At 75.8% G+C, this 25,137-nt stretch carries 23 protein-coding genes; 12 read left to right on the top strand and 11 right to left on the bottom strand.

All coding sequences use genetic code 11. The features are described from left to right. Window positions 1-43: 43 nt before the first annotated feature. The 10 genes from ACFC2L_RS07600 to ACFC2L_RS07555 form a co-directional block, all read right to left on the bottom strand. Complete coding sequence (locus tag ACFC2L_RS07600; protein ID WP_375823658.1) at window positions 44-700, bottom strand: YigZ family protein; 657 nt, start codon at window positions 698-700, stop codon at window positions 44-46. 130 nt (window positions 701-830) lie between these two features. After that, window positions 831-2,279 (bottom strand): argininosuccinate synthase, encoded by a 1,449-nt coding sequence (gene argG, locus ACFC2L_RS07595; protein ID WP_375823657.1) that lies wholly within the window; start codon window positions 2,277-2,279, stop codon window positions 831-833. A gap of 734 nt (window positions 2,280-3,013) precedes the next feature. Further along, window positions 3,014-3,502: a VOC family protein gene (locus tag ACFC2L_RS07590; RefSeq protein WP_375823656.1), complete on the bottom strand. Its 489-nt coding sequence runs from the start codon at window positions 3,500-3,502 to the stop codon at window positions 3,014-3,016. Window positions 3,503-3,675: 173 nt separating this feature from the next. Continuing rightward, the gene (locus tag ACFC2L_RS07585) at window positions 3,676-4,254 is read right to left on the bottom strand and encodes a Dps family protein (protein ID WP_253049476.1); all 579 of its coding nucleotides are present in this window, start codon (window positions 4,252-4,254) and stop codon (window positions 3,676-3,678) included. 104 nt (window positions 4,255-4,358) lie between these two features. Beyond that, window positions 4,359-4,913, bottom strand: a complete 555-nt coding sequence (locus ACFC2L_RS07580) for a hypothetical protein (RefSeq protein ID WP_375823655.1) — start codon at window positions 4,911-4,913, stop codon at window positions 4,359-4,361. Next, window positions 4,910-6,265 (bottom strand): DUF58 domain-containing protein, encoded by a 1,356-nt coding sequence (locus ACFC2L_RS07575; protein WP_375823654.1) that lies wholly within the window; start codon window positions 6,263-6,265, stop codon window positions 4,910-4,912. The genes ACFC2L_RS07580 and ACFC2L_RS07575 overlap by 4 nt, the downstream gene beginning before the upstream one ends. After that, complete coding sequence (locus ACFC2L_RS07570; RefSeq protein WP_375823653.1) at window positions 6,262-7,269, bottom strand: AAA family ATPase; 1,008 nt, start codon at window positions 7,267-7,269, stop codon at window positions 6,262-6,264. The genes ACFC2L_RS07575 and ACFC2L_RS07570 overlap by 4 nt, the downstream gene beginning before the upstream one ends. Then, complete coding sequence (locus ACFC2L_RS07565) at window positions 7,266-7,835, bottom strand: hypothetical protein (RefSeq protein ID WP_375823652.1); 570 nt, start codon at window positions 7,833-7,835, stop codon at window positions 7,266-7,268. The genes ACFC2L_RS07570 and ACFC2L_RS07565 overlap by 4 nt, the downstream gene beginning before the upstream one ends. Then, window positions 7,832-8,632 carry a DUF4129 domain-containing protein gene (locus tag ACFC2L_RS07560; RefSeq protein WP_375823651.1) on the bottom strand — a complete coding sequence of 267 codons (801 nt, stop codon included), beginning with the start codon at window positions 8,630-8,632 and terminating at the stop codon, window positions 7,832-7,834. The genes ACFC2L_RS07565 and ACFC2L_RS07560 overlap by 4 nt, the downstream gene beginning before the upstream one ends. Next, window positions 8,629-9,798, bottom strand: a complete 1,170-nt coding sequence (locus tag ACFC2L_RS07555) for a DUF3866 family protein (RefSeq protein WP_375823650.1) — start codon at window positions 9,796-9,798, stop codon at window positions 8,629-8,631. Before ACFC2L_RS07555 ends, ACFC2L_RS07560 begins: the two co-directional genes overlap by 4 nt. Window positions 9,799-9,834: 36 nt before the next feature. Here ACFC2L_RS07555 and ACFC2L_RS07550 point away from each other — a divergent pair, with 36 nt between their 5' ends. The 10 genes from ACFC2L_RS07550 (at window position 9,835) to ACFC2L_RS07505 (ending at window position 22,265) form a co-directional block, all read left to right on the top strand. Continuing rightward, a complete protein-coding gene (locus ACFC2L_RS07550; RefSeq protein WP_375823649.1) occupies window positions 9,835-10,932 on the top strand; it encodes a helix-turn-helix transcriptional regulator in 1,098 nt (365 codons plus the stop codon). Then, complete coding sequence (locus ACFC2L_RS07545; RefSeq protein WP_375823648.1) at window positions 10,925-11,938, top strand: helix-turn-helix transcriptional regulator; 1,014 nt, start codon at window positions 10,925-10,927, stop codon at window positions 11,936-11,938. The genes ACFC2L_RS07550 and ACFC2L_RS07545 overlap by 8 nt, the downstream gene beginning before the upstream one ends. Before the next feature lie 10 nt (window positions 11,939-11,948). Continuing rightward, complete coding sequence (locus tag ACFC2L_RS07540) at window positions 11,949-12,275, top strand: hypothetical protein (RefSeq protein WP_375823647.1); 327 nt, start codon at window positions 11,949-11,951, stop codon at window positions 12,273-12,275. A 57-nt stretch (window positions 12,276-12,332) separates the two neighbouring features. Beyond that, window positions 12,333-12,599 carry a Sec-independent protein translocase subunit TatA gene (tatA, locus tag ACFC2L_RS07535; protein WP_375823646.1) on the top strand — a complete coding sequence of 89 codons (267 nt, stop codon included), beginning with the start codon at window positions 12,333-12,335 and terminating at the stop codon, window positions 12,597-12,599. Between the two features lie 36 nt (window positions 12,600-12,635). Further along, a complete protein-coding gene (gene tatC, locus ACFC2L_RS07530; protein WP_375823645.1) occupies window positions 12,636-13,379 on the top strand; it encodes a twin-arginine translocase subunit TatC in 744 nt (247 codons plus the stop codon). 43 nt (window positions 13,380-13,422) lie between these two features. Beyond that, complete coding sequence (locus ACFC2L_RS07525; RefSeq protein WP_375823644.1) at window positions 13,423-14,541, top strand: diacylglycerol/lipid kinase family protein; 1,119 nt, start codon at window positions 13,423-13,425, stop codon at window positions 14,539-14,541. Window positions 14,542-14,627: 86 nt separating this feature from the next. Then, window positions 14,628-17,615, top strand: a complete 2,988-nt coding sequence (locus ACFC2L_RS07520; RefSeq protein WP_375823643.1) for a DEAD/DEAH box helicase — start codon at window positions 14,628-14,630, stop codon at window positions 17,613-17,615. A gap of 127 nt (window positions 17,616-17,742) precedes the next feature. Next, window positions 17,743-19,383 carry an amidohydrolase gene (locus ACFC2L_RS07515; RefSeq protein WP_375823642.1) on the top strand — a complete coding sequence of 547 codons (1,641 nt, stop codon included), beginning with the start codon at window positions 17,743-17,745 and terminating at the stop codon, window positions 19,381-19,383. Window positions 19,384-19,668: 285 nt separating this feature from the next. Further along, window positions 19,669-21,453: an apolipoprotein N-acyltransferase gene (gene lnt / locus ACFC2L_RS07510; RefSeq protein ID WP_375823641.1), complete on the top strand. Its 1,785-nt coding sequence runs from the start codon at window positions 19,669-19,671 to the stop codon at window positions 21,451-21,453. Continuing rightward, the gene (locus ACFC2L_RS07505; RefSeq protein WP_375823639.1) at window positions 21,450-22,265 is read left to right on the top strand and encodes a polyprenol monophosphomannose synthase; all 816 of its coding nucleotides are present in this window, start codon (window positions 21,450-21,452) and stop codon (window positions 22,263-22,265) included. The genes lnt and ACFC2L_RS07505 overlap by 4 nt, the downstream gene beginning before the upstream one ends. A gap of 69 nt (window positions 22,266-22,334) precedes the next feature. On the opposite strand, the gene ACFC2L_RS07500 is transcribed toward ACFC2L_RS07505, so the two are convergent. Continuing rightward, window positions 22,335-22,679, bottom strand: a complete 345-nt coding sequence (locus tag ACFC2L_RS07500) for an RNA polymerase-binding protein RbpA (protein ID WP_021483180.1) — start codon at window positions 22,677-22,679, stop codon at window positions 22,335-22,337. Between the two features lie 365 nt (window positions 22,680-23,044). On the opposite strand from ACFC2L_RS07500, the gene ACFC2L_RS07495 reads away from it, so the two are divergent. Beyond that, window positions 23,045-24,232: an LLM class flavin-dependent oxidoreductase gene (locus tag ACFC2L_RS07495; RefSeq protein ID WP_375823638.1), complete on the top strand. Its 1,188-nt coding sequence runs from the start codon at window positions 23,045-23,047 to the stop codon at window positions 24,230-24,232. A gap of 175 nt (window positions 24,233-24,407) precedes the next feature. After that, the gene (locus ACFC2L_RS07490) at window positions 24,408-25,046 is read left to right on the top strand and encodes a CE1759 family FMN reductase (RefSeq protein ID WP_375823637.1); all 639 of its coding nucleotides are present in this window, start codon (window positions 24,408-24,410) and stop codon (window positions 25,044-25,046) included. Window positions 25,047-25,137: the final 91 nt, after the last annotated feature.

Genomic DNA, 25,137 nt, shown 5'->3' with positions numbered 1-25,137 from the left:
GTCTGTACCTCGGCCGGGCACGGCTCTACCTCGACGGGTGGGCTCATGCCGGGAGGTCGACGACGCGGTCCTCGCCCCGGCGGGGCTCGAGGGTGCCGGAGGAGGTGGCGGCGAGGTCGGCGTCGAAACGGTCGAGCTCGGCCGGGGGGACGAGGACGGTGAACGTGGCCGTCGCGCCGTAGCCGACGCCCTCGAGCGTGCCGTCGTGCTGGGCGCACCAGTCGCGCAGGACGCCGTGCAGGCGGCCGGCGTCGGCGTGCGGGACGTCGACGCGCACCTCGGTGAGCACCGCGCGGCGCACGGGACGCGCGACGTCGAGCGCCCCGCTCACCGCGGACGAGTACGCCCGGACGAGCCCGCCCGCGCCGAGCAGGACGCCCCCGAAGTAGCGCGTGACGACGGCGACCACGTCGGTGACCTGCCGGTGCCGCAGCACCTCGAGCATGGGGACGCCGGCGGTCCCGGAGGGCTCGCCGTCGTCCGTGGAGCGCTGCTGGTCGGCGTGGGTGCCGACGACGAGCGCGACGCAGTGGTGCCGCGCGTCCCAGTGCTCCTTGCGGACCCGGGCGATCACGGCGTCTGCCTCGGCGACCGAGGTGACGGGGGAGAGGTGCGCGAGGAACCGGGACTTCTTGACCACGAGCTCGTGGTCGACGGGTCGGGCGATCGTCCCCCACAGCTCACCGGTGCCCGCGCTCATCCCGCGACCCTACCTGTGCGCCCCGGGCCCCCGTGAGATAGCGACCTGCCGCCGAGATAGCGACGTGCGACCGTGCGGAACCGGCGTTCCGTGCGGTACGCCGCTATCTCGGCGGGTGCGGCCACCGGGGTCAGTCCGTGCCGGACTCCATGGCGGCGCGGTCCAGGAGCGCGTCGTCGCCCTCGGCCATGCCGCGCGAGGCGATGACCTCGGCGCCGCCCTCGGGCATCGCGCCGATGAGCTCGGTCGGCGCGCCGGTACCTGCCCCGATGAGCGCGGCGTGCGTCGTCCCGACGATCCCGATGCCGGCGTACTGCTCGAGCTTGGCGCGCGAGTCGGCGATGTCGAGGTTGCGCATGGTGAGCTGGCCGATCCGGTCCATGGGGCCGAACGCGGAGTCCTCGGTGCGCTCCATCGAGAGCTTGTCCGGGTGGTAGCTGAACGCGGGCCCGGTGGTGTCGAGGATCGAGTAGTCCTCGCCGCGGCGCAGGCGCAGCGTGACCTCGCCCGTGACGGCGGTGCTGACCCAGCGCTGGAGCGACTCGCGGATCATGAGCGCCTGCGGGTCGAGCCAGCGCCCCTCGTACATGAGACGGCCGAGACGGCGGCCCTCGGTGTGGTACTGCGCGAGCGTGTCCTCGTTGTGGATCGCGTTGACGAGGCGCTCGTACGCGGCGTGCAGGAGCGCCATGCCGGGCGCCTCGTAGATGCCGCGGCTCTTGGCCTCGATGATGCGGTTCTCGATCTGGTCGGACATGCCGAGGCCGTGGCGACCGCCGATCGCGTTGGCCTCGTTCACCAGGTCGACGGCGGACTCGAACTCGCGACCGTCGATCGTCACCGGTCGGCCCTGGACGAAGCCGATCGTCACGTCCTCGGTCGCGATCTCGACCGAGGGGTCCCAGAACCGGACGCCCATGATCGGGTCGACGGTCTCGATGCCGGTGTCGAGGTGCTCGAGCGTCTTCGCCTCGTGCGTCGCCCCCCAGATGTTGGCGTCGGTCGAGTAGGCCTTCTCCGTGCTGTCGCGGTAGGGGAGGTCGTGGGCGAGGAGCCACTCCGACATCTCCTTGCGACCGCCGAGCTCGGCGACGAAGTCGGCGTCGAGCCACGGCTTGTAGATGCGCAGGGCCGGGTTGGCGAGCAGGCCGTAACGGTAGAACCGCTCGATGTCGTTGCCCTTGAACGTGGACCCGTCGCCCCAGATCTGGACGTCGTCCTCGTGCATCGCGCGCACCAGCAGGGTGCCGGTGACGGCCCGGCCCAGGGGAGTGGTGTTGAAGTACGCGCGCCCGCCGGAGCGGATGTGGAACGCCCCGCAGGCCAGGGCCGCGAGGCCCTCCTCGACGAGCGCCGCGCGGCAGTCGACCAGGCGCGCGACCTCGGCGCCGTACGCCGTGGCGCGTCCCGGCACCGACGCGATGTCGGGCTCGTCGTACTGGCCGATGTCGGCGGTGTAGGTGCAGGGCACGGCGCCCTTGTCGCGCATCCAGGCGACGGCGACGGACGTGTCGAGGCCGCCGGAGAACGCGATCCCGACGCGCTCGCCGACGGGGAGGGAGGTGAGAACCTTGGACATGGTCAAAGTATGCGCGAATCTGCATAGGTATTCAATCTCGCGCGACAGGCCGGGCTCCTCCGAGCCCGTTCCGGTGTGTCCTGCCACGAATAGTGTGCCAAGCGGGTAGGTTCTCGACCGTGACCACCGACTCCGCCGCCTCGCCTCCCGGCGGCCCCGACGACACCGGCTCCAGCTCCGCCGCCGCACCGTCCCGGTACCCCCGGCCGACGGTCTCGCTGGACGAGGCCGAGTGGGTGTGGCGCACGCTCGCGACCGAGGCGATGGTCGAGGCGGCGAAGCCGGAGACGGTGCGCCTCGCCGTGATCGCCGGCCTCACGCGTGCGACCGGGGCCCGGTACGGCGACCTCCTGCGGTGCACGGCGGACGCGATCGACCTCGGACCCGCGACGGCGCGCGCGGGGGAGGGGAGGGTCGTGCTCACGCACGGCAAGCACCGCACGGTGCGCGAGCACGTGCTCAGCGCGAGCGTGGTCGTGGTGCTGCGGCGCTGGATGGCCGTGCGCGAGGTGCTCGCGGCGGACCTCGAGGGGTCGGTGCCGCGCGCGCTGCTGCTCACGGTGCACCACACGCACGACAACGGCGTGACCGTCTCCAGCGGCCTGCCCATCACCAAGCAGGGTCTCGTGCTCTCGTGGCGGCGGTTCGTGCACCGGACGAACGCCCGCTACGGCGCCGTGCGGGCTCCGTTGCCGACGCGCTTCGAGCAGGTCCGGCGGGCGTGGGTCGAGGCGTCAGCGCCCGTCGGCAGCGGGATCGTCGCCGGACCCGGGCTCGGCGACGACGCCGGGCGGGACGCCCTCCTCGCCGCCGAGCTCCTGGAACAGGGTGACGTGGAGGCCGGCGGGGGCGTCGAGCCGTGAGTTGAGCGAGCCCCACGGGGTGCGGGTCGGGGGAGCGGCGAGGTCTGCCCCGGCCTCGACCGCGCGCTCGGTGGCGGCCCGCGCGTCGTCCACCTCGAACGCCACGCGCAGGTGGCCGGCCACCTGGCGCCCGACCTCGACGTCGTCGATCGCCCGCTTGTGGGCCGGGTTCGCGATCTCGAGCGTCGCGCGCCCGACGTCGAGGATCGCCACCCGGTCGTCCTCGCCGTCGGCGTAGGCGATGCGCTCGGGGAGGCCCAGCACGTCGCGGTAGAAGGTGAGGGCGGCGTCGTAGTCCTCCGCCTCCACGACGAGGCGCAGCTGGCGGATGACGGGCTGTCGGGGCGTGTTCTCGCTCATGCGTCGACCCTACGTCGCACCTCGGAAAAAAATAGTGTGCCAAGCGGTCATACCCACCCCACCCTCCGTACTCGGCTCACCGACGAGCACGGAAGAGCCGGCCGCCCACCCCGACGAGCGAGGCGGGCGGCCGGCTCTGCCCTGGGGGGAAGCGGCCGAGACGGGGAGCGGGGTCAGGGCTGGCCGGCGGCCGCCTGCTCGGCCTTGCGTGCGGCGCCGGTCTCGGTGCGCGCGCCGTCGGTGGAGAGGTCGCCTCCGGTCGACTCGAGGTGCGCCCGGACGAACCAGTGGAACAGCTCGAGGTCGTGCAGGTGCCCGATGAGCAGGTCGTTCGTGACGTCGTCGAGGCCCTCGGTCGCGGACGCCGCCTCGCGGTGCGCCGTGATGACCCCGACGTACACCTCGTCGAGGGCGCCGAGGTGAGCGATCGTCGACGCGCGGCCGAGGGAGTAGTCCTCCCAGGTCCGCTCGGCGACGAGCGCGCCGGGGGTGCCCTTCGGGGAGACGCCGAGGGTCGCGATGCGCTCCGCGACGGCGTCGACCATCGCCCGGACGGCGTCGACCTGGGGGTCGATCATCTCGTGCACCGCGATGAAGTGCGGCCCGACGACGTTCCAGTGGATGTGCTTGAGCGTGAGCTGCAGGTCGTTGAGCGCGTGCAGGCGCTCCTGGAGGATCCCGGCGACCTTCGCCCCTTCCTCGGGGGTGAGCGACGGGACGGTGTACTTCGGCAGGTCGGAGCGAGCGGCCATGGGTGCCTCCTCGGGTCGGGTGCGTACGCCGCGGCGGCGGCGGGACGGTCTCGGGTGCCGTCCCCGCCATCGTCGGGCGGTCCTCGGCCGCTCGCAGGGCGAGGTCAGTCCCGCGGCGTGACGAGCAGCACGAGGCCCAGCACGGCGACGCCACCGAGCGCGGTGGCGACCGCCGACGAGACGTCTCTCGCCGTGACGACCTGGACGCCGAGCGCCACCACGAGCAGCGCGGCCTGCAGCACGACCACCCGACGGAGGTCGGGCAGCACCGCCCGCAGCTCGGCACGCGCGTCGGGCGGCACGTGGTCCGCCCACCAGGCGGCGCGCAGGACGAGGTGGCCCAGCGGGAGGAGCACGAGCACGACGGGGTCGAAGGGACCGTCCCCCTCCACGAGCAGGAGGAGGCCGCCGAGGAGCACGAGCACGTGCGGCACCGGTGGTGCGGGGAGGAAGGTCGTCGCGGTCCCGAGGACGACGGCGGTGCCCCAGACGAACGACGGTGCGAGTCCCGTCGTCTGGAGCGCCGCTCCGGTGAAGGCGCCGGCGAGGACGAGGAGGACGGCGCGCAGCCACCACCCCGCGAAGGTGCGCCCGGTCTCGACCTCGAGGCGAGGACGCGGCCCCGCGGTGACGACCTCGCGTCGGACGAGGCGTCTCATCGGGCACCCCCGACGGGGCTCGGTCGACCGGGACCCTGTCGGTCGAGCCGGCGCGCCGCGAGCTCGAGCGTCCCGCGAGCGCCGTCGGCGCCGGGCGTGCCGTCGTACCAGCGTGCGACGACGACCCCGCGCTCGCGCAGGTCGTGCACGCGGTCCGCGCGCTCGTGGCGCGTGACGGCCCAGGCGGTCGCGACGTGGTCGTCCACGCCGGCGAGGGAGACGGGCGGGAGGACGTCGACGACGACCACCACGTGCCCGGTGTCGTGCCACTGGCGCGCGAGGCGGGGCGCCTCGTCGTCGAGGAGGGTCGAGAAGAGGTAGACGGCGGCGCCGGCGGGGACCTGGGGCGGGCGGTGCCGGGCGGAGGGGTCGCCGACGGGTCGGGCGAGGGCGAGGCCGTGGAGGATGCGGCGCAGGTGGCGTCGCCCGCCGCCGGCGCGGACGGGTCGGGCGAGTCGGCCGAGGTCGTCGAGGGCGACGCGGTCGCCGTCGGCGAGGACGGCCTGGGCGACGGACGCGGCGGCGTGGCGGGCGAGGTCGAGGGAGGTGGCCTCGTCGGGGCGCTGTGCGCCGACGCCGTTCCAGGTGGCGAGGTCGGGGGCGACCTCGTCGCGGGAGTCGACGACGAGGACGACGGTCGCCTCGGCGGTGCCGAAGGTGCGGCGGACGTAGAGGGTGTCGAGGGTGGGGGAGCGGCGGGCGGTGGCGCGCCAGTCGATGCGGCGGAGCCGGTCGCCGGGGCGGAAGGCGTCGACGTCGCGGAGCTCGGTGCCGTCGCCGGGGCGTCGGGAGGTGTGGGGTCCGGAGAGTCCGCGAAGTCGGGAGGAGAGGGGCAGTCGTCCGAGCGGGAGCGGGCGGGGCAGGACGAGGCGGCGCGGTCCGCGGGCGACGCGGGGAACCTGCTCCTCGACGCCGTCGGGGCCGTAGGCGGCGTAGTCGACGCGGAGGCTGTCGGTGACGCCGGTGCGTGCGGAGGGCGCGCGCCAGGCGAGCTCGTGGGTTCCGGGCGTGGCACGGACCAGCCGTTCGGTGACGAGGCCGCCGGGGGCGAGGGCGCGCAGCCGCAGGAGCTCGACGCCGGGCGGCACGTCGGCGACGGTGCGGGCTGCGAGGGTGCCGGGTGGGGTGTCGGTGTCGAGGACGACCCGCACGCTGACGGGTCCGTGCGGGCGGCGGGTCCAGCCCCAGACGGCGCTGAGCAGGGGCGCGAGCCCGAGGAGTGCGACGTCGGGACGGCGGAGGAGGACGCCGAGGGCGAGGAGGGTGCTGCCGAGGAGGACGCCGGCGGCGAGGTGGACGGTGGTGCGCCAGCGGGGCGCGTCGGTGTCGCGGTCCGCCGCAGGGGTGCTCATCCGCGAGCGCCGACGGTGGCGGGTCCGGGGACGGTCTGGAGGATGCCGGCGACGACGGTCTCGGGCCGCAGGTCGGCGGCCCACGCCCCGGGGGTGAGGGTGAGGCGGTGGGCGAGCACGGGGACGGCGACGCGTTTGACGTCCTCGGGCAGGACGACGTCGCGTCCGTCGAGGACGGCGACGCCGCGGGCGAGGAGGGCCAGGTTCTGGGAGCCGCGGGGCGATGCGCCGACCTCGAGGTCGCGGTGGGTGCGGGTGGCGGCGGCGAGGTCGACGCAGTAGGCGACGACGTCGGGGTGGACGTCGACCTGCTCGACGGCGGTCTGCATGGCGAGGACGGTGTCGCGGTCGACGACCTGGCGGACGACGGGGTCGTCGTGGCGGCGGGCGATGCGGCGGGTGAGGACCTCGCGCTCCTCGTCGCGGCCGGGGTATCCGACGGAGAGGCGCACCATGAAGCGGTCGAGCTGTGCCTCGGGGAGCGGGTAGGTGCCTTCGTGCTCGACGGGGTTGGACGTCGCGACGACGTGGAAGGGGCGGGGCAGCGCGTGGGTGGTGCCCTCGACGGTGACCTGGCGCTCGGCCATGGACTCGAGCAGCGCGGACTGCGTCTTGGGGGCGGTGCGGTTGATCTCGTCGGCGAGCAGCAGCCCGGTGAAGACCGGCCCGGGCCGGAACTCGAACGTCCGGGTCGCGGGGTCGTACACGGAGGACCCGGTGACGTCGGAGGGCAGGAGGTCGGGGGTGCACTGCAGTCGGGTGAAGTCGAGGCCGAGGGCCCGGGCGAGGCTGCGCGCGGCGAGGGTCTTGCCGAGCCCGGGGACGTCCTCGAACAGCACGTGCCCGCCGGCGAGGACGGTGGCGAGCGCGAGGGTGAGGGGTTCGCGGGCGCCGACGACGGCGGTCGCGACCTCGTCGAGGACGGCGCGGCCGTGCGCGGCGACGGTGGGCACGTCGAGGGTCGTGCCCGGTCCGGCGGGGCGGGGTGCGGGGTCGGCGGTCATCGGGGTGTCCCTCCGTCGGGGCGGTCCGGGTGGTCGTGGATGGTCGTCGGTTCGGGCTGGTCAGGCTGGTCGATCCGGTCGAGCGCCGCGAGCCAGGTGTCGAGCTCGGCGGGCGTGGGGAGGCGGTCGTCGGTGACGAGGTCGTGGACGGTGCGCGCGGCGCGGGGGCCGAGGAGGCGGGCCACGTCGGTGGCGGCGCCGGGGTCGGCGAGGTCGTCGACGCCGTGGCGGGCGAGGCGACGCTCCGTGAGGTGGCGCACGCGGCGGGCGGCGGCGGCCGTGACGCGCCCGTCGCGGCCCAGGACGGACCAGCCGAGGTCGGACACGTCGCGCCGGTTGCCGTCGCGCCGCACGTCGGGGACGCGCGGCCACACGGTGTCCCCGGCGTAGCCGGTGCGGTGCCACAGCAGGACGCCCGCGACGCCGAGCGCGGTGAGCATGAGGGCGTGCGCGGGCGAGAACCCGAGCAGCACGAGGAGCGCGCCGAGCCCGACGACGGCGGTGGCCGCGAGCAGGGCGTGCCGGTCGGCCGGGCGCAGCCGGTCCCAGCGTCCGCGCGCCCTCACGGCCGGGCCTCGTCGTGGAGCGGGCGGCCATGGGGCGCGGGGGTCAGGTCCTGGGCGCCGCCGACCCGCGTCGTGAGGTCGGCCGCGATGCGGGCGAGCGCCGCGCGTGCGGCCTCCAGGTCGCGCTCCCCGAGCGCCGTCTCGCCGAACCGGGCCCGGTGGTACAGGCCGCGCAGCGTCGCGACCGCTTCCGGGTCCACCCGGGTGCTCGCCAGGACCGCGGTCGTGAACTCGGTCGGGGTCTGCGCGGGGTCGCGCCGGGTGCCTGCCCGCTCCGCGGCGCGCTCGAGCGCGACCCAGGCGGCGACGACGGCGTCGTGCGGGTCCGCGTCCGGCGCGCGCAGGTCGTCGTGCGCCCGCTGGACCGCCTCCCGCAGCTCCGGCACGACCGGGTCCTCGGCCGCGTGGACGGAGACGTCGCCGGACGCCGTGACGAGGAAGTCGCGTCGGCGTCGCCGACGCACGAGGAGCGCCGGGAGGTAGCGGCGCGCCAGCACGACGAGGACCACGAGCACGACCGCGACCAGGAACCAGAGCAGGTACGCGTCGAACGACAGGCCGCCGGTGTCGATCAGTGCACGGAGGTCCTCCCGCTCCTGCGACAGGACGTCGGTCGCGGCGGTGTCCGGCGGCGGCGCGACCGGGTCCTGCGCGACGTCGTCGAACCAGCCGGGCGCGTCCCAGCCCCACGGCGCGCCGACGGCGGCGGCGAGCACGGCCGCGAGCGCCAGCGCGGCGACGACGGCGAAGCGGCCCGGCCCGGGCCGGCGGTGGTTGTCCCCCTGCGGTGCGGTCATGCGGGCCGTAGCGACTCGGCGTGGACGCCGGCGACGGCGGCGGCGACGAACGCGGCGGGGTCGGCGTCGAGCCCGCGGCCCATGGTGGAGAGCCGGACGGGGACGTCGTGGAGGGCGTCGAGGAGGGCGAGGCCGGCTGGGACGTCGACGAGGTGGTGGCGCCCGGTGGGGGCCGCGAGGGTCGCGGCCTGCTCGGCGACGCGGCCCGTGAGGCCGGCCCCCCACCCGGCGAGCCGCTCGACGTCGGGCGTGGGGACGGGCACGGGGACGTCGCTGGGGGCGAGGGCGACGCGGCCGTACGCGGTGAGGGAGTGGTGGGAGACGCCGAGGTGGCGGTCGCGGGCGTCGGCGCCGGAGACGCGCAGGGACGCGACGGGTCGGCCGCCCAGGGCGGCGACGGCGTTGAGGGCCTCGCCGGCGGCGACACCGGAGAAGCCCCAGCGCGTGCCGGTGCCGAGGTTGCCGGGTCCCTGGGCGACGACGACGAGGTCGGCGCCGGCGACGTGGCGCGCGGCGAGGAGGCCGGTGTGCACGGTGACGGCCTCGAGGTCGCCGCCGAACGCCTGACCGACGGTGAGGCAGGTGTCGAGCCAGCCGGTGTCGCGCAGGGTGGCGACGGTGCGGGAGAACGCGGCGGGCAGGGCGCCGCCGTCGGTCATGACGTAGGCGACGCGGGGGGCGGGGCGGCCCGCGAGCGCCGCGGCGTGCCGGGCGCCGGCGACGACGGCGGGCAGGGCGGAGTGGAGGTCGGCGACGACGACGGGGGTGCCGTCGAGGTCGTCGGCGTCGCGGAGGGTGTCGTGGTGGGGGGACTCCTGCTCGTCGACGCCGAGGACGAGGGCCTGGAGGGGGGTGTAGCGGGCCTTGACGAGGTGGCCGGGCCCGGGTGCGGGGTCGGGCGGGAGGGGGGTGCCGGGCTGGGCGGGGCCGACGACGAGGGCGTACCCGCCGGTGCCGAGGCCGCGCGCGAGGGCGGAGACGTTGAGGAGCACGTGGTCGCCGGGGTCGGGGGTGCCGACGAGCTGGGTGTACGCGAGGGCGCGCACGGTCGCGTCGGGGTCGTCGTCGCGCCCGGGCAGGGGGTCGTGGAGCTGCACGTGCAGCTCCTGGGCGCCGGTCCAGGTCTTCGCGTGCGACACCACGGTCGCGGTCCGCCACGTGATCACGCGGCACACCCTATCGACCGACTAGCGTTGGGCCCGATGTCCGAGCCCACGCCCCCCTCGTCCGTGCCCGACCCTGCGCCGTCGTCGTCGGGGTCGCCGACGAACCCGGCCGCGCGCCTGCTGAACCTGGTGATCGCGCTGGTGAACACGAACGCGTCGATGACCAAGCAGCAGATCCGCACCAGCGTGGCGGGGTACGGCGACGCCCCGTCCCCGGACGCGTTCGAACGGATGTTCGAGCGTGACAAGGACACGTTGCGCGACCTGGGGATCCCGATCGTGACGGTGGACGCGGGCGGGCACGCGGACGAGGTGGGGTACCGGATCGACCAGGACGCCTACGCGCTGCCCGCGGTGGACCTGACGCCGGCGGAGCTGGGGGTGCTGGCGCTGGCGGCGCAGTTCTGGCAGGACAAGACGCTGCGGACGGACATCTCGCGGGCGCTGACGAAGCTGCGGGCGGCGGGCGCGGGGGAGACCGCGATGGACGTGGTGGCGGGTCTGGCGCCGCAGGTGCGGCCGGTGGGGGACGCGTACGCGACGCTCATGGACGCGATCTCGGCGCGGCGGGCGGTGTCGTTCACGTACCGGGCGGCGAGCACGGGCGAGGTGCGGGCGCGGCGGGCGCAGCCGTGGCGGATCGCGGCGCGGCGCGGGGGCTGGTACCTGGTGGGGTTCGACCTGGACCGGGGGGCGCCGCGGTCGTACCGGCTGAGCCGGGTCGAGGGCCGGGTGCGGGCGACGGGTCCGCGCGACGCGTTCGAGGTCCCGGCGGACGTGGACGTGGACGCGGCGCTGGGCACGCGCGACGCGGGCGGGGTGGCGCGCCTGGCGGTGGTGCCGGAGCGAGCGGGTGCGCTGCGGGCGCGCGGCACGGTCGTGGGGTCGGTGCCCGACGCGCGGGCGGGCGACGGCGCGGGCCGCGACGTGCTGGATGTGGCGTACGACGTGCGGTACGCGCTGGCGGACGAGGTCGTGGGGTACGGCGACGCGGTGCTCGTGCTCGGGCCGCCGGACCTGCGCGCGGCGGTCGTGCGCCGGCTGCGGGACGCGGCGGCGCTGGGCTCGTCGTCGGTGCCCGCGCAGGGGCCGGAGCAGGGCGAGGGGTCGACGGAGGTGGCGGGGCGTGGCTGAGCGCGCGGACGACCGGCTGGTGCGCCTGCTGGGCATCGTCGCGTACCTGGACGGGGCGGGGCCGGTGCCGGTGGGCGAGCTCGCCCGGCACTTCGGCGTGAGCGAGCGCCAGGTCCTGGACGACGTCGACGCCCTCTGGGTGTCCGGCACCCCCGGGTACTGGCCGGACGACCTCATCGACTTCGACGCCGACTCGATCGAGCGCGGCGTCGTGCGGCTCACCGAGGCGCGCGGCATGACCCGGCCCCTGCGCCTGGGCACGCGCGAGGCCGTGGCGCTCATCGCGGCGCTCCGGGCCATGCGGGAGACGGCGGCGGTGCAGGCCGACCCCGAGCGCGCGGGCGTCGTGGAGTCGGTGCTGCGCAAGCTCACCGACGCCACGGGCGAGGCCGCGGCCTCGCTCGACGTGCAGCTCGCGCCCGAGGGCGACCCGCGCGTCGTCGCGGCCATCACGAGCGCGCTCGTCGCGGGCCACCGGCTGCGCATCCGGTACGTGACGGCCGCCGACGAGGAGTCCGAGCGCGAGGTCGACCCCGTGTCCCTGCACACGCAGGACGAGCACGCGTACCTGCTCGCGTGGTGCCACCGCGCCCGCGGGCGCCGCACGTTCCGCGTCGACCGCATCCTCGCCGCCACCGAGCTCGACCAGCCCGTCGAGGGGCACGACGTCGACCCCGACGTCGACTTCACCCCCACCGGCGACGCACCGCTCGCGACGATCACGTTCGCCAGCCCCGCGCGCGCCGTCGCGGAGCAGGTCCCCGTCGAGTCCGTGCGCAACCTGCCCGACGGCGCGTTCGAGGTCCGCCTGCGCGTCACCAACCCCGTGTGGCTGCGACAGCTCCTCACCGAGCGGGCGCGGCACGTGCTCGCCGTCGAGCCGGCGTCGGTCGCGCGCGACGTGCGCGAGGCCGCGAGCGCCGCCCTGTCCGCGTACGCGCACCTGCCCGGCGGACCCGACGACGGGCCGGGCGCCGACCCGTCCGGCGACCAGGCCGCTGGCTAGGGTGGGCGGCATGTGGTTCTGGGTCTGGACGCTGCTCGTCGTCGGCACGCTCGTGGGCGCGTTCTTCCTCACGCGGCACCTGTGGCGGTCCGTGAAGGGGCTGGGGCGCGAGCTGTCGCGCGCCTCGCAGGTCGCGGCGGACATGAGCGCGCGGGCGGACGAGCTGTCGCGCGCCCTGGAGGAGGCGCAGCCCTCGACCGCGCCGACCCTGTTCGACGACCCGGTCGTGCTCCAGGAGCGTGTGGACCTGCTGCGCGCCGAGCGGGTGGAGCGGCGCGCGCAGCGGCGCCGGCGCGACGAGCAGGTCTGGTCCCGCTGGCGCCGGTTCAACGCGTAGGGTTCACCGCGTAGACTCGCTCGCGTAGCGCCGTTCGCCTCGAGGAGGAGTTAGCCCATGGGCATGCTCAAGCCCTGGCACATCATCGTGCTGGTCGTCGTCATCCTGCTCCTGTTCGGTGCGCGTCGACTCCCCGACCTGGCCAAGAGCGTCGGGCAGTCGCTGAAGATCTTCAAGAGCGAGGTCAAGGACCTGCGCGAGGACGACACCACGCCGCCCGCGGCGGGTGGCGCCGGCTCGACGTCCGCGTCGACCGGCACCTCCTCGCCGACCGTGACCGGAGGGACGACGTCGCCCGAACCGGGCGACACCTCGAAGGGATAGTCGGTGTCACGTACGTCTCGTGACCCCGAGGGGCGGATGCCGCTCCGCGAGCACCTCCTGGAGCTGCGCAAGCGCCTCTTTCTCGCCGCGTGCGGCCTCGTGGTCGGCGCGATCGTCGGGTGGTTCCTCTACGAGCCGCTGCTCGAGGCCCTGCAGGCGCCGCTGCTCAAGGCGGCGGAGGAGCAGGACAAGGTCATCAGCCTGAACTTCTCGGGCCTGGCCTCCGCGCTCGACATGAAGGTCAAGGTCTCCCTCTTCCTCGGCGTCATCGTCACCTGCCCGTGGTGGCTGTACCAGCTGTGGGCGTTCATCACGCCGGGTCTGACGACCCGGGAGAAGCGGTACGCGTTCGCGTTCCTCGGCGCGTCGGTCCCGCTGTTCCTCGGCGGCGCGTTCCTCGCGTGGTGGGTCCTGCCGCACGCGGTCGACATCCTCGCCGGGTTCGTGCCGGAGGGCGCGACCAACCTGGCCGACGCGCAGGGCTACCTGAGCTTCGTCATGCGCCTCGTGCTGGCGTTCGGGCTCGCGTTCGTGATGCCCGTGGTGCTCGTCGCGCTCAACGCGGCCGGGATCATGCGCGCGTCCGCGATGGCCAAGGGCTGGCGGTGGGCGGTGCTCGTCGCGTTCCTGTTCGCGGCCGTCATGACCCCCACGCCGGACGCGCTGACGATGATCTTCGTGGCGCTGCCGATCTGCGGCCTGTACTTCGCGGCGCTCGGCATCAGCTACCTCCACGACCGGCGCGTCGACAAGCTCGACGCCGCACGGCTCGCCCTGTGAGCGCCGCGCCCCGGCCGCGCCCCCGTGGGCGCGGGGGCCGCGCGTGAGCACGGTCGCGCTCGTCGTCAACCCGACGGCGGGGCGCGGCCGCGGCCGCGCGGCCGGGGGGCGCACCGCCGACGCGCTGCGCGCCGCCGGGCACGCCGTCGTGGACCTCAGCGCCCCGAGCCTGCCCCTCGCGCAGGAGTCCGCCGACGCCGCCGTGCGCGGACCGGGCGGGGACGGCGCGGGTGCGCGGCCCGGGGTGGACGCGCTCGTCGTCGTCGGCGGGGACGGCATGGTGCACCTCGGCGTGAACGCGACCGCCGGGACCGGCGTCCCGCTCGGGATCGTCGCGGTCGGGACGGGCAACGACTTCGCGCACGGCCTCGGGCTGCCCACGACCCGCGCCGACCGGTGCGTGGACGCCCTCCTCGCGGCCCTCGGCCCCGCCGCCGGCACCGTGTCCTCGGCGAGCGCCGCGCCGTCCGTGCGCGCCGTCGACGCCGCGCGCGTCACGGGCGAGCACCTGCCCGCCCCGCGCTGGTACGCGGGCGTGCTGTCCGCGGGGATCGACGCGGCCGTCAACGCGCACGCGAACGCGGCCACCTGGCCCCGCGGCCGGTCCCGGTACGCGCGCTCGGCCCTCACGGAGATCACCCGGTACCGCCCGTACGGGTACCGGGTCACGCTGCGCGGCGTCCCCGCGGGCGACGAGCTGCCCGACCTGCTCGCCGGGGCGCCCCTCCTGCGCGACGGTGCCGCCCTCGGCACGGCGGACCCGGCCGACCCGGGACCGCAGGACGGGCGGACCGTGGTGTGGGAGTCCCCGGGCGCGCTCGTGTCGGTCGCGAACGGGCCGCGCATCGGCGGCGGCATCCGGATCGCGCCGGGCGCCGCGCTCGACGACGGCCTGCTCGACGTCGTCGTCGCGGGCCCGTTCGGGCGCTGGGGCGCGACGCGCATCTTCCCCGGCATGTACGCGGGTCGGCACCTGGCGAACCCGGGGGTGGGGACGCTGCGCGCGACGTCGGTGACGGTCGCGGCGACCGAGGCGGGCGCGACCCCGCCCCACGCGTTCGCCGACGGGGAGCACCTGGGCCCCCTGCCGCTGCGGGTCGACGTCGTCCCGGGCGCGCTGCACGTCCTCGACGCCCCGGCCGGCGCCGCCGCGCAACGCTGAGGACCGCGGACGAACGGCCCGCGACCCGTCGCCGGGCGGCCCGCGCGCCGACCGGCAAGGTGGGCGGTGGACCGTAGGCTGGCACCATGACGGCCGCTGAATCGCCCGCCGCCCGTTACGCCGCGTCCCGGGCCCGCCAGGCGGCGTCCCGCACCCGGCTCGCGGAGTTCCGGCAGGTCCTCGACTTCCCCCTCGACGACTTCCAGGAACGGGCGTGCGAGGCGCTGGAGGAGGGCCGCGGCGTGCTCGTCGCCGCGCCGACGGGCGCGGGCAAGACGGTCGTGGGCGAGTTCGCCGTGCACCTCGCCCTCGCGGGCGGGCGCAAGGCGTTCTACACCACCCCCATCAAGGCGCTGTCGAACCAGAAGTACGGCGACCTCGTGCGCCGCTACGGCGCCGACTCGGTCGGCCTGCTCACGGGCGACACGACGATCAACGGGGAGGCGCCCGTCGTCGTCATGACGACCGAGGTGCTGCGCAACATGCTGTACGCGGGCTCGCGCACGCTCGACGGCCTCGCGTTCGTCGTCATGGACGAGGTGCACTACCTCGCCGACCGGTTCCGCGGACCGGTGTGGGAGGAGGTCATCATCCACCTGCCCGACGACGTCCAGCTCGTCTCCCTGTCCGCGACCGTGTCCAACGCGGAGGAGTTCGGCGACTGGCTCGAGATGGTGCGCGGCGACACGACCGTCGTCGTCAGCGAGCGCCGGCCCGTGCCGCTGTGGCAGCACGTCCTCGTCGCGTCGGCGAACCCGGCGACCGGGGTCGCGCACGCGGGCGGCGGGCGCGCGCTCGGCGCGGACCTGCTCGACCTGTACGCCGGGCACGTGGACCCCACGGACCCGGGCGTGAACCCGCCCATCAACCCGGACCTGCTGGCCGCGTTCCGCGCGGCCCCGCGCACGAGCGCGTCGGGGCCGGGCGGGCGCCGCGGCCCGGGCGACCGCGGGTACCGGAGGCGGGGCGGTCGGCGTCCCGGCCCCGACCGGTCAGGGCTCGGGGCGCGCCGCACCCCGGCGCGGTTCGCCGTCGTGGACGCGCTGGACGCCGACGGGCTGCTGCCCGCGATCTACTTCATCTTCTCCCGCGCCGGGTGCGAGGGGGCCGTGCAGCAGTGTCTCGCCGCCGGGCTCCGCCTCACCTCGCCCGCGGAGGAGGCGGAGATCCGTCGGGTCGCCGAGGAGCGCACCGAGACGATCCCGGCCGAGGACCTGGACGTGCTCGGGTACTGGACGTGGACCGAGTCGCTCGCGCGCGGGATCGCGGCGCACCACGCCGGGATGCTGCCCGTGTTCAAGGAGACGGTCGAGGAGCTGTTCAGCCGCGGCCTCGTCAAGGTCGTGTTCGCCACCGAGACCCTCGCGCTCGGCATCAACATGCCCGCCCGGTCCGTCGCGCTGGAGAAGCTCGTCAAGTGGGACGGCACCGCGCACGTCGACGTCACCCCCGGCGAGTACACCCAGCTCACCGGCCGCGCCGGGCGGCGCGGTATCGACGTCGAGGGGCACGCCGTCGTCGTCGACCACGCGGGCCTGGACCCCGTCCACCTCGCGGGCCTGGCGTCCAAGCGCCTGTACCCGCTGCGGTCCAGCTTCCGGCCGACGTACAACATGGCGGTCAACCTCGTCGCGCAGGTCGGGCGGGACCGGGCGCGCGAGGTGCTGGAGACGTCGTTCGCGCAGTTCCAGGCCGACCGCGGGGTCGTCGGGCTCGCGAAGCAGGCGCAGGCGCACGCCGAGGCGCTCGACGGGTACGCGCAGGCCATGACGTGCGACCGCGGCGACTTCGCGCAGTACGCGGCGCTGCGGCGGCGCATCACCGCGCGCGAGGGCGACCTGTCGCGCGCCGCGAGCCGGTCGCGCCGCGCGGAGGTCGTGGCGGCGTTCGAGCGGCTGCGGCCCGGGGACGTGGTCGAGGTGCCGTCGGGGCGGCGCGCGGGCTACGTCGTCGTGCTCGACCCGGGGGAGGGGGCCGGGTTCGACGGCCCGCGCCCCACCGTGCTCACCCAGGACCGGCAGGTGAAGAAGCTCACCGTGGCCGACGCGCCCGGCGGCATCCGCACCGTCGCCACGGTCCGGGTCCCCAAGTCCTTCAACCCGCGCGTGCCCGCGCAGCGGCGCGACCTCGCCTCCACGCTGCGCAACGCCCTCGGGGCGCTCGACGAGCCCGGCGCGCGACCCGGGCGCACCCCCCGCACCCGGTCCGCCGCCGCGGACGACGCCGAGCTCTCCCGCCTGCGCGCGCAGCTGCGCGCCCACCCGTGCCACGACTGCCCCGACCGCGAGGACCACGCGCGCTGGGCCGAGCGCTGGGCCCGGCTCAAGAAGGAGCACGACCAGCTCGTGCGCCGCGTCGAGGGCCGCACCGGGTCCATCGCGCGCGTGTTCGACCGCATCTGCGACGTCCTGCTCACCCTCGGCTACCTCGCCCCCGGCGAGGTCGCGGACGACCCGGTCGCGCCCCTGGAGGACGCGCTGGACGCGGAGGATCCCGCGGGCGGCACGCACCCCGACCCCGACGGTGCCCGTGACCGTGACCGCGCAGGACGGGCCGGGCTGCGCGTCACCCCCGACGGGCAGTGGCTGCGCCGCCTGTACGCGGAGAACGACCTGCTGCTCGCCGAGTGCCTGCGCCGGGGTGTGTGGGAGGACCTCGACGCACCCGCCCTCGCGGCGGTGGTGTCCACGTGCGTGTACGCGGGGCGGCGCGAGGACCACGGCGAGCCCGACGTGCCCGGCGGCCCCCACGGGAAGCTCGCCCGCGCGCTCGAGGCGACCACGCGCGTGTGGTCCGAGGTGGACGACCTGGAGGAGGCGCACGACATCGACGCGACCGGCGCCCTCGACGAGGGCCTCGTCACGGCCGTGCACCGCTGGGCCGTGGGCCGCAGCCTCGACGCCGTGCTGCGCGGCTCGGAGATCGCCGCCGGCGACTTCGTGCGCTGGTGCAAGCAGGTGATCGACGTCCTCGACCAGGTGGCGACCGCGGCGCCGACGCCCGCCGTGCGGCGCACCGCGCACCAGGCGATCGAGAGGCTGCGGCGCGGCGTCGTCGCGTACTCGAGCGTCTGAGCCGGCCGAGCGGGCGCCCCCGGGCGCCCGGCCGGGTGCGTGACGTGCGCGACACCCGTCGCGACCTGCACGGACGTCACACCGGAACGGCGCGTTTCGGGCGGTTGTGGCGGTATCGTGAAGGATTGTGGCCTCAACCCTGTACCGCGGCGGCGTGATCCACTCCCAGGCCGACCCGTTCGCAGAAGCACTCCTCGTCGACGACGGCGTCATCGCCTGGATCGGCGCCGACGACACGGCCGACGGGCTCGCCGCCCGCGCCGACCGCGTGATCGAGCTCGACGGCGCGCTCGTCGCGCCCGGGTTCGTCGACGCGCACGTCCACCTGTTCGAGGTCGGGCTCGCCCTCGCGGGCGTCGACCTGTCCGCGAGCGCCGGCGTGACGACGCTCGCGGCCGCGCTGGAGGCGGTCGCGAAGGCGGCGGCGGGCGTCGGGGACGACGACGTGGTGCTCGCGTTCGGGTGGGACGAGCGGTCCTGGCCCGAGGGGCGCCCCCCGACGCGCGACGAGCTCGACGCGGCCGCGGGCGGGCGCGCGGTGTACGCGGCGCGGGTCGACGTGCACTCGGCCGCGGTCTCCACGACGCTCGCGCGGCGCTGCGCCCTGGCGGAGCGCCCCGGGTGGGACGAGTCGGGCTGGGTCACGGGGGAGGCGCACCACGTCGCCCGGGACGTCGCGCGCGACGTGTCGCCCGCGCGGCGCACCGCCCTGTACCGGGCGGCGCTGCGCGCGGCGGCGGAGCAGGGGATCGTGTCGGTGCACGAGATGAGCGCCCCGCACATCGACACGCGCGCCGGGCTGCGCGAGCTGCTCGCGCTCACGGGCGAGGCGTCCTCGGGGCTGGCGCACGTCGTCGGGTACCGGGGCGAGCTGTGCACCACGGTCGACGACGCGCGGGAGGTCCTCGCGGACGTGCCGGGCCTGACGGGCCTCGCGGGCGACCTCAACGTGGACGGGTCGATCGGGTCGCGCACCGCCGCGATGCGCCTGCCCTACCAGGACGGGCCCGACCCCACCGACCGGGGGAACCTCTACCTGAGCGCGGAGCAGATCGCGAACCACCTGTCCGCGGTCGGCGCGGCGGGCACGCAGGGCGGGTTCCACGTCATCGGGGACCGCGCGATGGACGAGCTCGTCCTCGGGCTCGAGGTCGCCGCGGAGGTCCACGGGCAGGGCGCGGTGCGGGCGGCGCGGCACCGGGTGGAGCACGCGCTGTTCGTGGACGCGACGGCGCTGGCGTCCCTGCTGCTGTTCGGCGTGAGCCTGAGCATCCAGCCGGGGTTCGACGCGGCGTGGGGCGGGCCGCAGGGCATGTACGCGGCGCGCGTGGGCGCGACGCGGGCCGAGGGCCTGAGCCCGTTCGCGGACCTCGCGGGGGCGGGCGTGCCGCTCGCGTTCGGGTCGGACGCGCCGGTGACCCGGCTCGACCCGTGGGCGGGCGTGCTCGCGGCGATGTCGCACGTGGACCCGGACCAGCAGATCTCGGCGCGGGCCGCGTTCCGCGCGCACACGCGCGGCGGGTGGCGCATCGCGGGCCTGGACCACACGGGCGCCGGGCAGCTGCGCGTGGGGGCGCCCGCGCACCTGGCCGTGTGGCGGGGCGAGCACCTCGTGGTGCAGGGCGCGCTCGGGCGCACGACGTCGTCGTGGAGCACGGACGCGCGCGCCGGGCAGCCGCTCCTGCCGGAGCTCGGTCCGGACGTGCCGCGGCCGCGGTGCCTGCAGACGGTGCGCGACGGCGTCCCCTTGTTCGACACGTTCGTGTGACCGCTACCGCTTGACAGGGCCGTGAGCCGGAGTAGGTTCGACAGGGTGTTCCGGCCCCCGCGGCCGCAGGGGGATCAGCCACCGACGACGACCCCTCGGCGTTCCGCGCCGGGTACCTGGCCGGGCTCGCGCGCTCAGTAGAAAACGTGCTCCGCCGGTGGCGGCGTCGTACGGGCCGAAGGGCGCGCGAGCCCGCACACATTCCACCCCGCTCGGTCCCGTGTTCACCCGTGGGGCCCCGGTCGGCACCGGTTCCGGCGCAGGTGCGTGGCGTAGGGTGCACCCGTGCACGCCCCCGAGCCCACGGCCGCCCCGGCCGGGCGCCCCCGACCCGCAGGACCGGACACCTCCGCCCCGGACTCCCCGGCACCCGCGACGCCCGCGACCGGCACCGGCACCGGCACCGGCACCGGCGAGAGTGGCCGCCGCGTCCCCGGCACGGGGGAGGGCCGCACGCTCGCCGGGCCCCCGTCGCGGCCGCTCACCCTCCTCCTGGCCCTCGCGGGCGGCCTCGTCACCGACGCAGCGTTCCCCGACCGCGGGTGGTGGCCCCTCGCGTTCGTCGGCGTCGCCGCGCTGTTCTGGTCGCTGCGGCGCGACGGTGCACGCTGGGGCTTCCTCGTCGGGCTCGTGTGGGGGCTCGCGTTCTTCCTGCCGCACCTGTGGTGGGCGAACTACGCGACCGAGACCGTGCCGTGGGTCGCGCTGTCCGTCATGGAGGCGTGCTTCGTCGCCGTGCTGGGCGTCGCCTGGGTGTGGGCGCGGCGGTGGTCGTGGCTGGCCGGGCGCCCGTGGGCGCAGGCCGTCGCGTTCGCGCTGCTGTTCGTCGGCGTCGAGCAGGCGCGTACCGAGGTCCCGTTCGGCGGCTTCCCCTGGGGCCGGCTCGCGTTCTCCCAGGCGGACTCCCCGCTCGGGCGCGCGGCCTGGCTCGGGGGAGAGGCTCTGGTGTCCCTGCTCGTCGCGCTCGCCGGGTCGCTGCTCGCGGTCGCGGTGCTCGCGCTGGTGCGTCGCCGCGACGTCGTCACGGGCGCCGTCGTCCCGGTCGCCGTGGCCGGTGCGCTCGTGGCCGCGCCCCTGCTCGTTCCGCTCGACGCGCGCGCCGAGGCCGGCACGCTCGCCGTGGGGGCCGTGCAGGGCAACGTGGGCGAGCCCGGGCTCGGGTCGTTCGCGAACCGGGCCGAGGTGCTGAACAACCACCTGCAGGGGACCGTCGCGCTGCTGGACCAGGTGGAGCCCGGCGGCCTCGACGTCGTCCTGTGGCCCGAGAACGGCTCCGACCTCGACCCGCAGACCGCGCCCGACGTGGCGCGCGCCATCGACGACGCCGCGCGCGAGGTCGAGGCCGCGATCCTCGTGGGCGCGCAGGAGTACCCCGACGCCGGCGGCCGGTACAACGTGTCGCTGCTGTGGGAGCCGGGCGCGGGCGTCGTCGACCGGTACGCCAAGCAGCACCCCGCCCCGTTCGGCGAGTACATCCCCCTGCGGTCCCTGCTGCGGATCTTCTCCGACCAGGTCGACCGCGTGAGCATCGACATGATCGCCGGCACCGAGACCGGGGTCGTGGACCTCGCGTCCGAGCGCCTCGGGCGCACCGTGCCGCTCGGCGTCGTCATCTGCTTCGAGGTCGCCTACGACGGCCTCGTGAACGACGCCGTGGACGCGGGCGCCGAGGTGCTCGTCGTGCAGACCAACAACGCCTCCTTCGGGTACACCGCCGAGTCCACGCAGCAGCTCGCGATGTCGCGCCTGCGCGCCGTGTCGACCGGGCGCGCGACCGTGCAGGTCTCGACCGTCGGCGTCAGCGGCGTCATCGCCCCGGACGGCGAGCTCCTGCAGAGCACCGACCTGTTCACCGCCGACCAGATGGTCGCGGACCTGCCGCTGCGCACGAGCCTGACCCCGGCCGTGCGGGCGGGGGACTGGCCGGGCCGCGTCGTCGAGCTCCTCGCGCTCGGCCTCCTGGCCGCGGGCGTCGGGAGCGTCGTCCGCGAGCGCCGCGCCGCCCGCGCCGTCACGGCGTCGGGCGCCCGGACGACGGCGCCGACGCGCACGACGGGGGACGAGACGTGAGCGGCCGCCCGGGGGAGGTCGCCGGTGCGCCCGGCCGCGTGCTCGTCGTCGTGCCCACGTACGACGAGGCGCTGACCCTGCCGGGCACGCTCGCGCGCCTGCGTGCGGCGGTGCCGGACGCGGACGTGCTCGTCGTCGACGACGCGAGCCCCGACGGGACGGGCGAGCTCGCCGACGCCGCGGCAGCCACGGACCCGGGCGTGCACGTGCTGCACCGCGCGGGCAAGGAGGGCCTGGGCGCCGCGTACGTCGCGGGGTTCGGCTGGGGCCTGGACGCCGGGTACGACGTCCTGGTCGAGATGGACGCCGACGGGTCGCACCGGCCCGAGCAGCTGCCGTCCCTGCTGGCCGCGCTCGACGCGACGGGGGAGACCGGCGACGGCGCGGGCGCGGACCTCGTGATCGGTTCGCGCTGGGTGCCGGGCGGGCAGGTGGAGAACTGGCCGTGGCACCGCGAGGTGCTCTCTCGCGCCGGGAACGTGTACGTGCGCGTCGCGCTCGGGCTCGGCCTGGGCGATGCGACGGCGGGCTTCCGCGCGTACCGTGCGGACGCGCTGCGCGCCGTCGACCTCGCGAGCGTGGAGTCGCACGGCTACTGCTTCCAGGTCGACATGGCCTGGCGGGTCGTGCGGGCGGGCGGGCGGGTGGTCGAGGTGCCGATCACGTTCGTCGAGCGCACCGCGGGCCGGTCGAAGATGAGCCGCTCGATCGTCACCGAGGCCCTGTGGAAGGTGACGGTGTGGGGTGCGCGGCGGCGCGCGACCCAGCTCGCGGGGGCGGTGCGGTCGGTCACGGGCCGTCGCCCGCGCTGAGACCCCCGGACACGGCCGAGGCCCGGACCCCCGTGGGGTCCGGGCCTCGCGTGCGTCGTGCGTGCGGCGTCAGGCGCTGCGGCGCAGCTTGCCGGCGCGGAGCAGGCCGAGGCGCTCGTCGAGCAGCTCCTCGAGCTCGGAGATCGTGCGGCGCTCGAGCAGCATGTCCCAGTGGGTGCGGGCGGGCTTGCCGGCCTTGGGCTCGGGGCGCTCGGCGTCGCGCAGGAGCGCCTCGGCGCCGCAGCGGCACTCCCACACCGGGGGGACCTCGGCGTCGGTCGAGAACGGCAGGATGATGGTGTGCCCGTTGGGGCAGTCGTAGTGCGCCTGGAAGCGGGGGGCGAAGTCGACGCCCTCGTCCGACTCCATGCTCTTCGCACCGATGCTCATCCCGCGCAGCGAACGGTCGGCCATGGTGTCCTCCTGAGGGGTCTTCGGGGGTGGGTGGGCGCGCCCGGTGGGGTGCGGGCAGCGGCCCGGTCTACGAGAGGCAACGCCTCACCGTCGGTCGGTGTTCCGGCGCGTCGTGAAGGTCCGGTGAACGTCGCGGGTGCCCGCGGCCTGGCCGCCCCCCACGGCGCCCGGCCGGTCCGCCTCGGCGCGTCGCGGTCCCAGGCTCCCGGGTTTCGATGCCCGACGCAACTCGTCGCGGCCGTCGCGGCGCCGACGTGCGCACGCTCACACGGGCGCCGGGAGGACCCGGGAACAAACCTGGGGGGTCCCCGGTTGAGCCGCATGTACATGCAAACGCATCGACCTAGGACTCACGGGAGCACACCATGCAGTTCGGCATCTTCACCGTCGGCGACGTCACGACGGACCCCACGACGGGCCGGACCCCCGACGACACCGAGCGCGTGCGCTCGATGCTGACGATCGCGAAGCACGCGGACGAGGTCGGCCTGGACGTCTTCGCCACGGGCGAGCACCACAACCCGCCGTTCGTCCCGTCCTCGCCGACGACCATGCTCGGCTACCTCGCCGGTGTGACGAAGAACATCGTCCTGTCGACGTCCACGACGCTCATCACGACGAACGACCCCGTGCGCCTCGCGGAGGAGTACGCGATGCTCCAGGTCATCTCGGACGGGCGCATGGACCTCATGATGGGGCGCGGCAACACGGGCCCGGTGTACCCGTGGTTCGGGCAGGACATCCGCAACGGCATCCCGCTCGCGATCGAGAACTACGCCCTGCTGCGCCGCCTGTGGACCGAGGACGTCGTGGACTGGGAGGGCAAGTTCCGCACCCCGCTGCAGGGCTTCACCTCGACCCCGCGCCCGCTGGACGGCGTGCCGCCGTTCGTGTGGCACGGGTCGATCCGCAGCCCCGAGATCGCCGAGCAGGCCGCCTACTACGGCGACGGGTTCTTCCACAACAACATCTTCTGGCCCATCAGCCACACGAAGCAGATGGTGCAGTTCTACCGCCAGCGCTGGGAGCACCACGGCCACGGCCCCGCGGACACCGCGATCGTCGGGCTCGGCGGCCAGGTGTTCATGCGCAAGGACTCCCAGAAGGCGTGGGACGAGTTCCGGCCCTACTTCGACAACGCACCCGTGTACGGGCACGGCCCGTCGATGGAGGACTTCACGCGCGAGACGCCGCTCACCGTCGGCTCCCCGCAGCAGGTCATCGACCGGTACGCCGCGATGCGCGAGCACGTGGGCGACTACCAGCGCCAGCTCTTCCTCATGGACCACGCCGGCCTGCCGCTCAAGACGGTGCTCGAGCAGATCGACCTCCTCGCGGGCGAGGTCGTGCCCGTGCTCCGCAAGGAGATGGAGGCCGCGCGCCCCGCGCACGTCCCGGCGAACCCGCCGAGCCACGCCGAGCGCGTCGCCGCCGCCCGGGCCGCCGGGACCGAGGGCGCCGCGCACGTCGGCGGCACCGAGGACCGCTGGACCGGGCGCACCGCCGAGGACGACCAGGAGCCGGCGAGGGCCGGCGCCGCGTTCGGCCTGTAGCCCGCCGTCGCGGCCGCCCCCTCCGGGGCGCACGGGCCGCACGACCACCCGCCCGACGGCGTACGGTCGACAGGTGCCCCGCGCACCCGGGCGACCGGCCGCCGTCGGGCGACCGCACCACCCGGCCCGGTGACGGGCCGCACCCGCACCGCACGCCAGACCTCAGGAGCACCGCATGACCGCCAGCACCCCCGCCCCGGACCGCCGCCTCGTCGTGGTGTCCGCCGGGCTGTCCAAGCCGTCCTCCACGCGCCTGCTCGCCGACCGGCTCGGCGAGGCCACGGTGCGCGAGCTGCAGGGCCTCGGCGTGAGCGCCGAGGCCGAGACCGTCGAGCTGCGCGACCACGCGCACGCCGTCGTCGACGCGATGCTCACGGGCTTCCCCACGGGCGAGCTCGCCGGGGTCCTCGAGCGCCTCACCGCCGCGGACGGGATCGTCGTGACGACCCCGCTGTTCACGACCACGTACTCGGGGCTGCTCAAGTCGTTCGTGGACGTCCTCGACAAGGACTCCCTCACGGGCACGCCCGTGCTGCTCGGCGCGACCGGCGGCACCGCCCGCCACTCGCTCGCGCTCGAGTACTCCCTGCGCCCGCTGTTCACCTACCTGCGGGCCGACGTCGCCACGACGTCCGTGTTCGCCGCCACCGACGACTGGGCCGCCGCCGAGGCCGACGGCGGCGGCGGGCTGCCCGCCCGGATCGCCCGCGCCGGGCGCGAGCTCGCGGAGAAGGTCGCGCTGCGCAAGAACACCGGCCCCGCCGACCCGTTCGCGGCCACGCCCGACTTCACGGCGCTGCTCGGCGGGCTCTGACCCGTCCCGAGACCGCGCGCCCCCGGCCACCGGTGCTCCCGGCCGGGGGCGCGCTCACGTCCGCTGACCTGCGGCGACACCACCCGAGGGG

Source organism: Cellulosimicrobium sp. NPDC055967, from assembly GCF_042269845.1.
In the GTDB taxonomy this organism is placed as follows: Bacteria; Actinomycetota; Actinomycetes; order Actinomycetales; family Cellulomonadaceae; genus Cellulosimicrobium.
Note: the sequence above shows the minus strand (reverse complement) of the source record. Positions and strands in the feature narration are given on the sequence as shown.